The 11,693-nt window shown below is 69.7% G+C and carries 14 protein-coding genes; 8 read left to right on the forward strand and 6 right to left on the reverse strand.

Annotation, left to right across the window (positions count from 1 at the left end):
* The 3 genes from AC4NMM_RS14970 to AC4NMM_RS14980 all read left to right on the forward strand — a co-directional run.
* The coding region (locus AC4NMM_RS14970; protein ID WP_491924635.1) for a hypothetical protein at positions 1 to 186 on the forward strand (186 nt) is incomplete at its 5' end.
* A gap of 398 nt (positions 187 to 584) precedes the next feature.
* Positions 585 to 1,295, forward strand: a complete 711-nt coding sequence (locus tag AC4NMM_RS14975; protein WP_491924639.1) for a ZIP family metal transporter — start codon at positions 585 to 587, stop codon at positions 1,293 to 1,295.
* Positions 1,296 to 1,423: 128 nt separating this feature from the next.
* The gene (locus AC4NMM_RS14980; RefSeq protein ID WP_491924636.1) at positions 1,424 to 2,830 is read left to right on the forward strand and encodes a sensor histidine kinase; all 1,407 of its coding nucleotides are present in this window, start codon (positions 1,424 to 1,426) and stop codon (positions 2,828 to 2,830) included.
* Positions 2,831 to 2,868: 38 nt separating this feature from the next.
* Here AC4NMM_RS14980 and AC4NMM_RS14985 read toward each other — a convergent pair whose 3' ends face one another.
* Together AC4NMM_RS14985 and phoU are read right to left on the reverse strand one after the other, a co-directional pair.
* On the reverse strand, positions 2,869 to 3,213 hold the full coding sequence (locus tag AC4NMM_RS14985) for a hypothetical protein (RefSeq protein ID WP_491924637.1): 345 nt from the start codon (positions 3,211 to 3,213) through the stop codon (positions 2,869 to 2,871).
* Positions 3,214 to 3,330: 117 nt separating this feature from the next.
* A complete protein-coding gene (gene phoU, locus AC4NMM_RS14990) occupies positions 3,331 to 4,005 on the reverse strand; it encodes a phosphate signaling complex protein PhoU (protein WP_096395472.1) in 675 nt (224 codons plus the stop codon).
* Between the two features lie 140 nt (positions 4,006 to 4,145).
* On the opposite strand from phoU, the gene AC4NMM_RS14995 reads away from it, so the two are divergent.
* The 4 genes from AC4NMM_RS14995 to AC4NMM_RS15010 all read left to right on the forward strand — a co-directional run bounded on the left by AC4NMM_RS14995 (position 4,146) and on the right by AC4NMM_RS15010 (position 8,279).
* Positions 4,146 to 5,813: an ABC transporter substrate-binding protein gene (locus tag AC4NMM_RS14995; RefSeq protein ID WP_491924638.1), complete on the forward strand. Its 1,668-nt coding sequence runs from the start codon at positions 4,146 to 4,148 to the stop codon at positions 5,811 to 5,813.
* A 69-nt stretch (positions 5,814 to 5,882) separates the two neighbouring features.
* Positions 5,883 to 6,017 carry a hypothetical protein gene (locus tag AC4NMM_RS15000; RefSeq protein WP_269459579.1) on the forward strand — a complete coding sequence of 45 codons (135 nt, stop codon included), beginning with the start codon at positions 5,883 to 5,885 and terminating at the stop codon, positions 6,015 to 6,017.
* 80 nt (positions 6,018 to 6,097) lie between these two features.
* Positions 6,098 to 6,886, forward strand: a complete 789-nt coding sequence (locus AC4NMM_RS15005) for a carbonic anhydrase (protein ID WP_096395467.1) — start codon at positions 6,098 to 6,100, stop codon at positions 6,884 to 6,886.
* A 112-nt stretch (positions 6,887 to 6,998) separates the two neighbouring features.
* A complete protein-coding gene (locus AC4NMM_RS15010) occupies positions 6,999 to 8,279 on the forward strand; it encodes an outer membrane protein assembly factor BamB family protein (RefSeq protein ID WP_096395466.1) in 1,281 nt (426 codons plus the stop codon).
* Between the two features lie 164 nt (positions 8,280 to 8,443).
* Here the strand turns inward: AC4NMM_RS15010 and ndk are convergent, their stop codons facing one another.
* From ndk to rpl7ae, 4 genes are read right to left on the reverse strand one after another with little or no spacing between them, the layout of a single operon-like run.
* On the reverse strand, positions 8,444 to 8,923 hold the full coding sequence (gene ndk, locus AC4NMM_RS15015; protein WP_096395464.1) for a nucleoside-diphosphate kinase: 480 nt from the start codon (positions 8,921 to 8,923) through the stop codon (positions 8,444 to 8,446).
* A complete protein-coding gene (locus tag AC4NMM_RS15020; protein ID WP_096395462.1) occupies positions 8,920 to 9,114 on the reverse strand; it encodes a 50S ribosomal protein L24e in 195 nt (64 codons plus the stop codon). The genes ndk and AC4NMM_RS15020 overlap by 4 nt, the downstream gene beginning before the upstream one ends.
* Before the next feature lie 3 nt (positions 9,115 to 9,117).
* A complete protein-coding gene (locus AC4NMM_RS15025) occupies positions 9,118 to 9,342 on the reverse strand; it encodes a 30S ribosomal protein S28e (protein WP_004595321.1) in 225 nt (74 codons plus the stop codon).
* 6 nt (positions 9,343 to 9,348) lie between these two features.
* On the reverse strand, positions 9,349 to 9,711 hold the full coding sequence (gene rpl7ae / locus AC4NMM_RS15030) for a 50S ribosomal protein L7Ae (RefSeq protein WP_004595322.1): 363 nt from the start codon (positions 9,709 to 9,711) through the stop codon (positions 9,349 to 9,351).
* Positions 9,712 to 9,951: 240 nt separating this feature from the next.
* On the opposite strand from rpl7ae, the gene AC4NMM_RS15035 reads away from it, so the two are divergent.
* Complete coding sequence (locus AC4NMM_RS15035) at positions 9,952 to 11,373, forward strand: bifunctional metallophosphatase/5'-nucleotidase (RefSeq protein WP_096395460.1); 1,422 nt, start codon at positions 9,952 to 9,954, stop codon at positions 11,371 to 11,373.
* The last annotated feature ends 320 nt before the right edge of the window (positions 11,374 to 11,693 follow it).

Genomic DNA, 11,693 nt, shown 5'->3' on the forward strand with positions numbered 1-11,693 from the left:
TGGCGCTACGCGCCACGGAAAGCCGGCGGCGAAGCCGCCGGCGACACCGCAGGAACGAGCAACGCGAGTGACGAGGAGCACAGCGAGTGTCCGCCCGCCTCGACGGCTGGGGCTTTGGAGGCACTCGCCGCAGTAGCGTCGATCACTTATAAACAGCCGACAGCAACACCGCACTCTGGTTTATAAACGACCTCACTCACGATGTACTACACTTATTCCCGTAATCGCTCGTCGGTACGTCTGTACCGACCACGCCCGGTCAGAGTGTAGCACTTCCGAAGGGATTTCAGCAGAGCCTGCCGTTTAAATCCCCGATACGGCCGGTTTCGTGGTTCGTAGCCGTAGGTCCACGTCCGGTCCGAAGACGTGCCCGAAGTTTTTATTAATTCGGACAGTTCAGTTATTACTGTACAATAGTGACCGGAGAACATCTCTCCCAAGCTGCGACGGATCGATCGACGGCCGGCCGGGAACGAGCCGTCGGAGCGGCCGGACCGACAGCACTGGTACTCCTGTCGGTGGCGGCGATAGCCGACGGGGTTAATTGGAAGCTCGTGGCGGTCTCTTGGACCGCGTTCGCGGCGATGGCGGTCGGCGCACCGCTCGGAGCGCGTGCGGTGCGGAGCAGCCACCCCTTGGAGCCGGTCTGGGGGTACGGGCTGGCCAGCGGCGCGATGGTGACCAGCGCCGCGCTCTTCCTGATCCCACAGGCGCTCGGCCAGCACGGTCGACTCGGCAGCCTTGGCATAGCGGTCGGCCTCCTGGGCGGGTACGCCGGTCACACGGTCGGCCACCGGTTCACCCATCTGGAGCTACCCGTCGATCGAACGACGGCCGAGCTGACGGTTCACGCGCTCTCGGCCGGTGCGATCATCGGCGCGATATACACGGCGATGCCCTCGCTCACCTCCGTCCTCGGGGTCGCGCTCGTCTCGCACAAAGCGCCCGCCGGGTACGTCGCGGCCCGTCGCCTCGCCGAGCGGGGGCAGTCCGTCGTCACCCTGTCGTTGCCCGCCGCGGCGGTCGGCATCGTGGCCCTCCCGGTCGGCATCGCCGGGCTTTCGCCGGAGAGCGGACCTCGCGGGCTCCTTTTCGGCATCGCCGCCGGCGTGTTCCTTCACGTCGCCGTCGATCTGCTGCCGGAGTGTACCACCGGGAGCGAGACGTGCCCGGTCGACGCCGCGGACCACGACGCCGACGGCCACCGACTCCGGGACCGGCTCCGCCGACACGCCGTCCTGAGCTCAACCCTCGGCGGCGTCGCGGTCGCCGTGGCGTGGTGGGTCGCGGCCTGATGCGCGCCGAGGCCCGAACGGCGGCCGCCGCCGCCGATTGGATCCGGCGGGTCGCGGGCCCGGCCGCGAGGTATCAGACGTGATTTTTGTGGGGGAACGACTTTTTGATCGCCGCCGAGAGCGGGGCCATGAACCCCGGCCCTCCGATCGATCTGCTGTACGTCAACGACGACGACCAGCTTCGAGAGCTGGTTTCCACGCGGCTACGCGACGAGTGCGACCGGCTCCGGATCGAGACCGCGGACTCCGCCGCCGAGGGGGAGCGGCTGCTGGCGGAAGCGTCGATCGACTGCGTGCTCTGCGATCACCACATGCCCGAGGTGACGGGCGTCGAGTTTCTGAAGCGGGTCCGCGAGGAGCGGCCGGACCTCCCCTTCCTGCTGTTCACGAACACCGGGACCGAGACCGTCGCGAGCGAGAGCATCGAGGCCGGAGTCACCGACTACGTGATCCAAGACACCATCGAGAACCAGGCGCCGCTGCTCGCGCGCAAGATCGTCACCTACGTCGAACACCGGCGGGCACAGCGGGAGCGAGACCGGACGAACAGGCGGCTCCGCGAGATCGCCGCCGTGACCGACCAAGTGTGGTGGGTCTTCTCGCCGACGTGGGACGAGCTGCGCTTCATCAACGACGGCCACGAGGCGATATTCGGCCAGTCGCCGGCGGAGCTCCGCGAGGACCCGACGACGTTCCTCGACCGGGTCCACGAGGACGACGCCGACCGCGTCCGGCAGGCGATGGCGTCGTGTTCGAAGGGGACGTCGCAGGTCGTCGAGTACCGGGTCGAGAAGTCGGACGCGGTGCGGCTCTGGGTCGAGTCGCGGTGCAAGCCCATCACCGACGAGGACGGCGACGTCACCTCGCTCGTCGGGCTAACGCGCGATATCACGGACCGGAAGCTGTACGAGCGGGAGCTGACCGAGACGGTCGACCGGTTGGAGGAGTTTACCGCGACCGTCTCGCACGACCTTCGGAACCCGCTGAACGTTGCGGCCGGGAACCTCAGCATGGCGGCGTCGGAGATCGAGAACGAGCGCGTCGACACGGCGCTCGACGCCGTCGCGCGGATGGACGCGCTCATCGACGAGCTACTGGCGCTCGCGAAGGAGGGACAGACGCTCGGCGATCGGCGGGAGGTCCCGTTCGGGGAGGTCGTCGAAAAGAGCTACGAGAACGTCCGGGCGCCGGAGAGCACGCTGCGGATCACCGGCAGCGTCCCGCTGTCGTGCGACTCCGCGCGGCTCACGCAGGCGTTCGAGAACATCATCCGCAACGCCGTCGAGCACGGCGGCAGCGACGTCACGCTCACCGCCGGCGTGTTGCCCGACGGCCGCGGCGTGTTCATCGAGGACGACGGCCCCGGAATTCCGCCCGCGGAGCGCGAGCGCGCCTTCGAGAAAGGCCACACGACCCGGGAGGACGGCAGCGGCTTCGGGCTGGCGATCGTCGAGCGGATCGTCGACGCGCACGGCTGGGAGGTCCGCGTCGCCGACGAGGCGGCCGGCGGCGCTCGGTTCGAGATCGCGACCTGATCCGCGCGGATCGATGCGAACTGAGCGGAACCCGACGCTCAGACCCCGGGGACGCCGAACGCGCTGATGTCGAGCCCGAGGAGACCGTTCAGGACGGCGATGACGACCAGGGCGGCCGCCCACGCGACGAGCCCCATGATCGCCGCGTCCGTCCAGTCGCCGGGGTAGCGCCACTTTATGACCCACACCCACGCGACCAGCGCGATCACCGACCCGATCACCGGGATCAGCGATCCGATCGCCCAAGCGAGGGCGCCGAACAGCGCCGTGATCACCGCGTGTGAGTAGTCGTCGACGCCCGCGACGACGCGCCCGCTGACGTAGATCCCCAGTCCACCGACCAACAGCGCGACGACGAACGAGACGATTGCTCCGAGAACCATGTGTACGTCGTCGGCGGTCAGGGGAATATAACACGGGGACAGCGTCTCGCTCGGTGACAGGTCCCGCGCGACCCGCAGGCGGGGTGAGCCATCCTCCCCGGTCGGTACAGACCCCGATCAGTACAGTAGCTCGTCGTCGTTCTCGATCATGTACAGCGACCGGGCCGCGATGTTGACCGCGTGGTCGCCGACGCGTTCGAGGTCGCGGATCGTGAGGAGGAGCCGCGAGACGTTCCGCATCGTCGCCTCCACGTCCTCCTCCTCGCGGAGCTCGTCGCGCTCGATGAGGTCGCGCACGACGAGCTCGCTCGCGGCCTCGCAGGCGGCGTCGAGGTCGTCGTCCGACTCGGCGACGGCGTAACAGCGCTCGGGGTCCGACTCCGCGTAGGCGTCCATCGCCTCCTGGAGCATCGCGAGCGTGTCGTCGCCGATACGCTGGACGTCGACGTCGGGGAAGACCTCGCGGTCGGCCTGTTTGGCGTACTCTCCGAGGTTCGTCGCGAGGTCCCCGATCCGTTCGAGGTCGGTGATGATCTTGAACGACGCCGCGATGAACCGCAGGTCCCCGGCGACCGGCTGCTGGAGCGCGATGAGGTCCGTACACTGGCCCTCCAGTTCGAGGTAGAGGTCGTTGATCTCGGCGTCGCCGGTGATCACTTCCTCGCCTAACTCCTCGTCCTGTCGTTCGAGGGCGTCGAGCCCCATGCGGAGCCGCTCGGCGACCACCTCGCTCATGTAGAGGACGTCGTCGCGGAGGTCCTCCAGTTTCGTCTGGTACTGTTCGCGTGGCATCTTGGCGTATCCGCCTCGCCCGACGCACAAAAACACGTCGGCGACAGCGAAGTAGCAGAGATTGTCTCCGGTTGTCCGGCGTAGGGTCGAACACTGCCCGTGTGTGCGCTGATTTATATATTGGGGCGAAACGGCAGGCCATGTCACGTGAACTCGACAGGTCGCGGCGGCGGGTGCTCCGCGGCGTCGCGGCGGGGGTGACGGCGGGGGCCATCGCCGGGTGCGCCGGCCGCGGCTCCGACGGAAACGGAACCGACGGGAGCGGAACCGGCGGAGGCGACGGCAGCGCGACCGACGACGGTGGCGGGGGCGAAGACGAGCCCGTGAGCGGCGGCGAGCTGGTGTACTCGCAGCAGGTGTCGCCGATCGAGTTCGACCCGATCGTCGTCAACGACATCTACTCCCAGCAGGTGTGTTCGCAGGTGTTCGAGCCGCTGTACGCCTACGACGAGCGGACGAATCCGGTCCCGCACCTCGCCAGCGAGGAGCCGACCGTCGAGCGCGACGGGACGCGGTACGTCGTGGAGCTGCGCGACGGGCCGCGGTTCCAGAACGGCGACCCGGTCACAGCCGAGGACGTCAAGTACTCGCTGCTCGCGCCGGTCGAGGAGGAGACCGCCAACGCGCCGGACGTCGACATGATCGACACGATCGAGGTCGTCGACGACCGGACCGTCCAGATCGACCTCCAGTACGGGTACGGTCCCTTCTACACGCTCGCGCTGACGCGGAACGTGGTCCCCGAGTCGGTCCGCGAGGAGGACAAGGACGCGTTCAACCTCGAGGATCCGGTCGGGTCGGGACCGTTCGAGTTCGTCGATTGGAAGGAAGGCAACTACGTCGACCTGGAGAAGTGGGACGACTACTGGGGCGACCCGCTCCCGCACCTGGACCGGCTCCGGTTCGAACCGGTCGCGGAGAGCACGACGCGCGTCGTCTCGCTGGAGACCGGTCAGTCGGACGTCGCGGACGGGATCACGCCGCAGACCTGGCAGACGGTCCAGAGCGCGGAGAACATGTCGCTCCAGTCGGAGCCCGGTATCTCCTACTACTACATCGCGTTCAACTGTAACGAGGGGCCGACCGCGGACCCGCAGGTCCGCGAAGCGATCGACTACGCCGTCTCGATGGACCAGGCGGTCTCGAACTTCGTCGAACCGGCCGGCGAGCGCAACTACGGACCGGTGCCGCTCCCGGTCGCGGACTCGTGGGACTTCCCGGTGGACGACTGGGCGGACGTTCCCCACGACCGCGACCCCGACCGCGCCGCCGAGCTGCTCGCCGACGCGGGCGTCCCGGAGGACTACAACTTCCGGATCATCGTGCCGCCGGACGACCTCCGGGAGCAGATCGGGATCTCGGTCTCGAACGGTCTGAACGAGGCCGGCTACGACGCGGAGGTGCGCCGCTACGACTGGGGTACCTTCCTCGACGCGTACAGCACGGGGGACGAGGACGACTACAACATGTACGCGCTGGGGTGGCTCGGCGGTCCCGACCCGGACTCGTACGTGTACAACCTGTTCTACGACGGCCAGATCGGCGCCACCAACGGGACCTACTACGAGAACGACGAGCTGATGGACGAGATCATCGAGGCCCGGCGCGCCAGCGACATCGACGAGCGGCGCGAGCTGTACGAGTCGATCATCCCGACGCTGCTGGAAGACCGGGTCCACCTCCCCAGCTACAGCCTGCGCGTCTCCATCGGCGTCCGCGACTACGTCGAGGACTTCGTCGCGCACCCGCGCTCGCAGTACAATCCGCGGGTCGTGAGCGACTACAACAACGTGTGGATCGACCAGTGACGGAGCGGTTCGGGGAGTAGCGCGGCCTCGGTCGAAGCGTTCAAACCTCGCCGTGACGAGGGCTCGGACATGCAGAACATGGAAGACTTCGCCCTCGACGACAACGAGGAGGCGCTCGCGCCCGCGGTCGTGATCGCGACGGTCGCGCTCATCGCGGTGTTCGTCGTCGGATTCCTGGTCGCCGCGGTCGGACTCGTCGCCTGAGGCCGTCCCGTCGTTCGGGCTGCGACCGCGTTCGGTCCCCGCGCACGGCGTTTTTTGTGCCCGGAGACGGTCGAGACGGTATGCACCGCCGGATACTCGTCGACCTCCTCGACCGCAACGACGATCACGTCGCCGCGCTCCCGTCCGGCTCCTTCGACCGCCACCGCGACGGGCAGCGCCCCGGAGTGGTCTCCGTCTGCTGTTCCGACTCGCGCGTCTCCCAAGAGGGGATGTTCGCCGTCGACGAGCCGGGATTCCTCTTCACCTCCGGCGCCATCGGCAACAGCGTGAGCGCCCTCGTCGACGGCGAGCGCGTCCTCGACGGGAGCGTCGCGTACCCGCTCCGACACACCCGAACCGAGGTGATCGCCGTGGTCGGCCACACCGGGTGTGGCGCCGTCGACGCCGCGCTCACGGCGGCCCGAACCGGCGAGTTCCCGCCCGAGCCCGGCGTCCGCGCCGACGTCGAGGCGCTGTTACCGATCGTCGAGGCGGGGCTGAACGACCCGGCCGTCGTCGGTGAGGCGGTCGACGGCGCGAACGGTGAAGGCGCGAACGGCGACGGCACGGACGGCGGCGGCCCGGCCGACGGCGCGGACGACAGGGATCCGGACAGCCATGCCGATACCTCGGTCCGCGACCGCCTCGTCGAGTACAACGTCCACGAGCAGGTCGCGTTCGCCCGCGAGAGCGAGGAGGCGGCGAACGCGACCGTGTACGGGTTCGTCTACGACCTCCACGGGGTCTACGGCGACCGCGACGGGGCCGTCCACCTGGTGAACGCCGACGGCGAGCGCGACCCCGCGGCGCTGCGCGACCTCGTCGGCGAGGCGCACGCCGACCACGTGGCGACGCTGTTGAAGCCGTAGCAGTCGACCCCGAACGCGTCTCCCGACCGCCGCGGACCGGAGGGGCCGCGTCCGACGACCGTCGGGTCCGCATCCGACAACCGTTTCACGGCGACGCCCGAAGGGGGTTCAAATGGACCGACGCGTCCTGTTCGCGACGCTGATACTGCTGGCCGGCGGCGCGACCGGCGTCGGCGTGGCGCTGTTCGCGTTCGTCGGCGTCGACGACGCCACGACGGAGACAACGGTCGTGTGGGAGTCCGAGCCGGCGGCGGGCGACGACGGCAGCGGCGCCGTGATCGCGACCGTCGACGGCGACCCGCTTCTCCTCCGGCCCGCGGTCGAGAACGGGTCGCGGGTCGTCACCGCGACGGTCGCCGGGACGGACGAGACCCCGTGGACGGTTCCGATCTCCGGGCCGGACGCCGAGCGAGGCGGCGGGGGCGGCACCGGTGACGGCGGGGAGGACGCCGACGGGAACGACTCCGACGGGTCCGGCGAGAGTCCGGTCGCCGTCAGCGGCCTCACCGCGGGCACGCTCGGCGGCGACCCGGTGGTCGCGCTCACGACGGCGTCGGGCGAGCTCGTCGTCGTCGACGCGGCCGACGGGACGGAGCGGTTCGCGGTCGACCTCGGCGGCCCCTCCGGGCTCCGACCGGCCATCGGCGACCTCACCGGCGACGGGAGCCGGGAGGTCGCCGCGGTCACGACGGACGGGGGCGTTCGCGTCGTCGACGGCGAGGGAGATTCGGTCGCCGAGGCTTCGCTGTCGGGAGCGATCGACCGCCGGCCGCTCGTCGTCGAGCCGGACGCCGACGCCGACGTGCGGGGCGGACTGGCGGTGCTGACAGACGCGGGGAACCCCGCGACGGTCCACATGCTCGACGGGAGCGGCGACACGCGCTGGACGACCGAGCCGAACGTGAATCCCCTGAGCTGGAGCGCGGCGGACAGCCGCGACGGGCCGGTGCTGGCGCTCGGCGGCGCGAACGGGAACATCGAGGCCATCGAGGCGAGCGACGGGTCGGACCGGTACGAGGTCAAGCTACAGGACCGCCCGATCGCCGTGGGGGACGCCGACCCCGGCCGGGTGTACGTCGGGGGCCTCGGGAGCGTGTGGGCCGTCGATCTCACCGACGGCGAGGTGATCTGGAAACAGCAGTACGGCGCGTCGACCCGGATCAACGAGCCGCGCATGGCCGACGTCGACGGGAACGGCGAGCGCGCGCCGGTGGTAGTCAACCGGGCCGGCGGGGTGCTCGCGATGACCCAGAGCGGCGAGGTGATCGCCCGGGGCGACGCCGGCGACGTCGTCGCCTACGGCGGCCCCCTGTTCGCCGACGTCACGGGCGACGGCGGCGACGAGGTGATCGTGGTCGCGGACGACGGGACCGCGATCGCGATCGACACCTGAGAGGGCGGGGGCGTTCCTGATCGATTTATAAGTAGGTTCCACACGGAAACCGAGAGACAGCGGCGAGTTACCGCGCGGGATTCACCGGAAACGCGGTGTGTCGGCCGAGCGATGGCTCGGCGGGCGGCGGCAGCCAAAAGTGAGAAACTCCGAGAGCGGCCGCGTCAGTGGTCTTCGTCCTCGTACACCCACGCGGAGGTGTCGAGGTCGTAGTCGACGAGCTCCTCGTCGTCGAAGAACAGGTCGATCTCGCGCTCGTTCGCGCCCTCGTCCTCGTGGTCCGACGCGTGGATCACGTTGTGGCCGAGGTCGAGGCCGAAGTCGCCGCGGATCGTGCCTGGCGGCGACTCCGTCGGGTCGGTCTCGCCGACCATCGCGCGGACCTGTCGGGTCGCGTCCGCGCCCTCCCACACCATCGCGAAGACGGGGCCGGAGGTGATGAAGTCGACCAGGCCGTCGAAGAACGGTTTGTCCTCGTGTTCGCCGTAGTGCTCTTTCGCGAGCTCCTCGTCGAGCCGGACGAACTTCCCGGCGACGAGCTTGAGCCCGCGGTCCTCGAAGCGAGAGACGATCTCGCCGATGAGACCGCGCTGGACGCCGTCGGGCTTCACCATCACGAAGGTGCGCTCGTCGTGGTGGCTCACTGCTCGTCGCCTCCCGCTCGGTGACCCTCCTCGGTCCACTCGACGTCGCGCGCCTCGCGGCCGAGGAGGTAGTTCTTCTCCGCCTTCGAGTCGACGAAGTGGAGGACGGTGCCGTCCTTCTTGACGAACATCGTGCCCGTGCCGGGCTCGATCTCCTCACCGCTGTAGTCGCAGGTACGTGTCTCGACCATTGGTTATCGGCCTCCGATGGAGTCGGCGTCGCGCTGGGTCTCCCGCAGCTGGAGCACGTCGCCCAGGCGGACGGGACCCAGGACGTTCCGGGTGATGATCCGGCCCTGGTTCGATCCCTCCTGGATGCGGCACTTGACCTGCATGGCCTCGCCGTGCATCCCGGTCTTGCCGACGACCTCGATGACCTCCGCGGTCGTCGAGTCGCCGGTGCCCTCTTCTGCGCTCATGGGTGGTTATCGGAGCTCCGCGACCTTCTCGCCGATGTCCTCGACGTCGTCGGCGGCGTCGCCGGCGTCGACGACGGCGGCGGCGGCCGAGCCGACCTCGAGGCCGGCGGCCTGTCCGACCTCGTCCTGCGTGTCGACGAAGGCGACGGGGATCCCCTTCTCCTCGGCGAGCTCGGGGAGGTGCATCACGATCTCCTCGGGGGAGACGTCCTCGGCGACGATGACCAGATCGGCGTTGCCGCGCTCGACGGCCTTGGTGGTCTCGTTGGTTCCTTTCTTCACTGTGCCGGTGTCTCGGGCGACCTCGAGCGCTTCGAGGGATCGCTCCGCGAGGTCCGCCGGGGTGTCGTAGTCTACGTAAACGGGCATATGTTGTTCACCTGTCCTCCGTGCGGGCTCGCGTGCCCGTACCGTGGTCGGTCCCTAACGGCACGGCACATCATCAACCCCACAGAGGCTGTGAAGCGACGTAGTCCGGACATCCATAAAAGCGCTTTCAATGTCGTGCGGGTGTGCGAGCGGGGATCACGGGGTAACGACCGAGAGACCGCAGCGGCGGACCGACTCCGCGCTTTTTAAGCCCGGCTCGCCCCTCCCTTCGCTCAACGAATGGTCCGTCTCGTTCACTACTCCGACATCGAGAACGTCTTCGACGCTCCCGAGCGGGCGGCCCGCCTCGCCGGCCGGATCCGGGCGCTCTCGGGCCCCGACGCCGCGGTCGTCGGCACGGGCGACACGACCGCGCCGGGCGTCCTCTCGCTGGTCGCGACCGGGAGGCAGGTCCTCGACTTCTACGAGGCGACCGACACCGTCTTCGACACGTTCGGCAACCACGAGTTCGACTACGGGCCCGACGCGCTCCGCGGCCTCGTCGGCGACTCCCCCGCGACGTTCGTCTCCGCGAACGTCCGCGACGAGGACGGCGAGCCGTTCGGCCGCGCCGAGGGCGTCGTCCCGTGGGCGACCCGCGAGGTCGACGGGGAGACTGTCGGGTTCGTCGGCGTCACCGACCCCGCGACGGACTCGCTGAACCCGATGGCCGCCGACCTCTCCTTCGACGACCCCATGTCGGCCGCCCGCGACGCGCTCGTCGAGATGCGGACCGCGGTCGCCGAGCGCGGGGAGGAAGACATGGGTACAGACCCCCTCGATCACGTCGTCGTCCTCTCGCACCTCGGGGCGGGCGACGACGACCTCGCGCGCGAGCTCGACGTCGACGCGGTCCTCGGCGGGCACGTCCACAGCCGCCGGAACGACCTCGTCGACGGCACCCGCCTCGTCCGGCCGGGGGTCAACGGGGAGACGGTGGCCGAGATCGACCTCGACGCCGACCCCCCGGCGGCGACGCTCCACGAGCCCGACGGGGCCGACCCCGCGCCCGACCTCGCGGACGCGCTCGCGGAGCGGATGGCCGCGGCCGACCTCGACGAGACCGTCGACGTCGTCGAGGAGCCGATCGAGCGGTCGGGCGACGTGGTCCACGGCGGGGAGTGCCGCGTCGGCAACTTCGTCGCGGACGCGTTCCGATGGGTCCACGACGCCGACGTCGGACTGTCGAACGCGGGCGGGCTCCGGCAGGGCGACCCGTGGGCGGGCGACGTGACGAAGGCCGACCTGATCTCGCTGATCCCGTTCGAGGAACCCGTCGCGCTCGCCTCGGTCACCGGCGCGGAGCTCCACGACGTGTTCCGCGAGATGGCCGCGCCCGACGTGGACTTCGGCGAGGACGACTGGTGGCACGGCCACGTCTCGAACGCGCGCGTCGTCTGGGACGACGACGCCGAGCTGATCCTGGAGGCGGCCGTCGGCGGCGAGCCCATCGACCCCGACGCGCGCTACACGGTCGCGGTCTCGGAGTACCTGCTCCACTCCGAACACGAGTACCCGACGCTCGCCCAGCGCCACCGGATCGACGAGGCCGACATCCAGTACGAGGTGCTGGCAGCGTACGCCCGCGAACACGGCATCGACCCCGAAATCGAGGACCGGATCGAGATCCGGAACCGCGCCGCCGCGGCCGACGACGACTGACGCGGTCCGACCACGGCCGCGACCGCGGCAACGACACGCGATCATTTATAAATAAGCGCGCGGTGCGGTGGCGTGCGCCGGTGAGCGCCGCGGAGCGGCGCGAACCGACCGCGCGAGGGAGTCAGTCGCCGGAGCGAAGCGGAGGCGACTGACGAGGTTGGGGAGGTGTGAGGCGCGGTCGCTGTGCGGTGCTGGGTGGGACTCAAAGGGGCAGCGGGCAGGGCGGCGCAGGGGACGTAAGTAGCGGGGCGGCCCGCGCCCCGGAAAGCCCGGGGGGCGGGCGCCCGGCGCACCCGCAGGGAAGAACAAAGGGGGGAGGA

This window comes from Halorubrum sp. SD41 (genome assembly GCF_058630335.1).

Bases quoted from the DNA above. Each gene is read 5' to 3' on its own strand.
- AC4NMM_RS14980 (WP_491924636.1), top strand. From the start codon at position 1,424: ATGAACCCCGGCCCTCCGATCGATCTGCTGTACGTCAACGACGACGAC.
- AC4NMM_RS15035 (WP_096395460.1), top strand. From the start codon at position 9,952: ATGGTCCGTCTCGTTCACTACTCCGACATCGAGAACGTCTTCGACGCT.
- AC4NMM_RS15010 (WP_096395466.1), top strand. From the start codon at position 6,999: ATGGACCGACGCGTCCTGTTCGCGACGCTGATACTGCTGGCCGGCGGC.
- AC4NMM_RS15000 (WP_269459579.1), top strand. From the start codon at position 5,883: ATGCAGAACATGGAAGACTTCGCCCTCGACGACAACGAGGAGGCGCTC.
- rpl7ae (WP_004595322.1), bottom strand. From the start codon at position 9,711: ATGCCCGTTTACGTAGACTACGACACCCCGGCGGACCTCGCGGAGCGA.
- AC4NMM_RS15025 (WP_004595321.1), bottom strand. From the start codon at position 9,342: ATGAGCGCAGAAGAGGGCACCGGCGACTCGACGACCGCGGAGGTCATC.
- AC4NMM_RS14995 (WP_491924638.1), top strand. From the start codon at position 4,146: ATGTCACGTGAACTCGACAGGTCGCGGCGGCGGGTGCTCCGCGGCGTC.
- AC4NMM_RS15005 (WP_096395467.1), top strand. From the start codon at position 6,098: ATGCACCGCCGGATACTCGTCGACCTCCTCGACCGCAACGACGATCAC.
- AC4NMM_RS15020 (WP_096395462.1), bottom strand. From the start codon at position 9,114: ATGGTCGAGACACGTACCTGCGACTACAGCGGTGAGGAGATCGAGCCC.
- AC4NMM_RS14985 (WP_491924637.1), bottom strand. From the start codon at position 3,213: ATGGTTCTCGGAGCAATCGTCTCGTTCGTCGTCGCGCTGTTGGTCGGT.
- AC4NMM_RS14975 (WP_491924639.1), top strand. From the start codon at position 585: ATGGCGGTCGGCGCACCGCTCGGAGCGCGTGCGGTGCGGAGCAGCCAC.
- phoU (WP_096395472.1), bottom strand. From the start codon at position 4,005: ATGCCACGCGAACAGTACCAGACGAAACTGGAGGACCTCCGCGACGAC.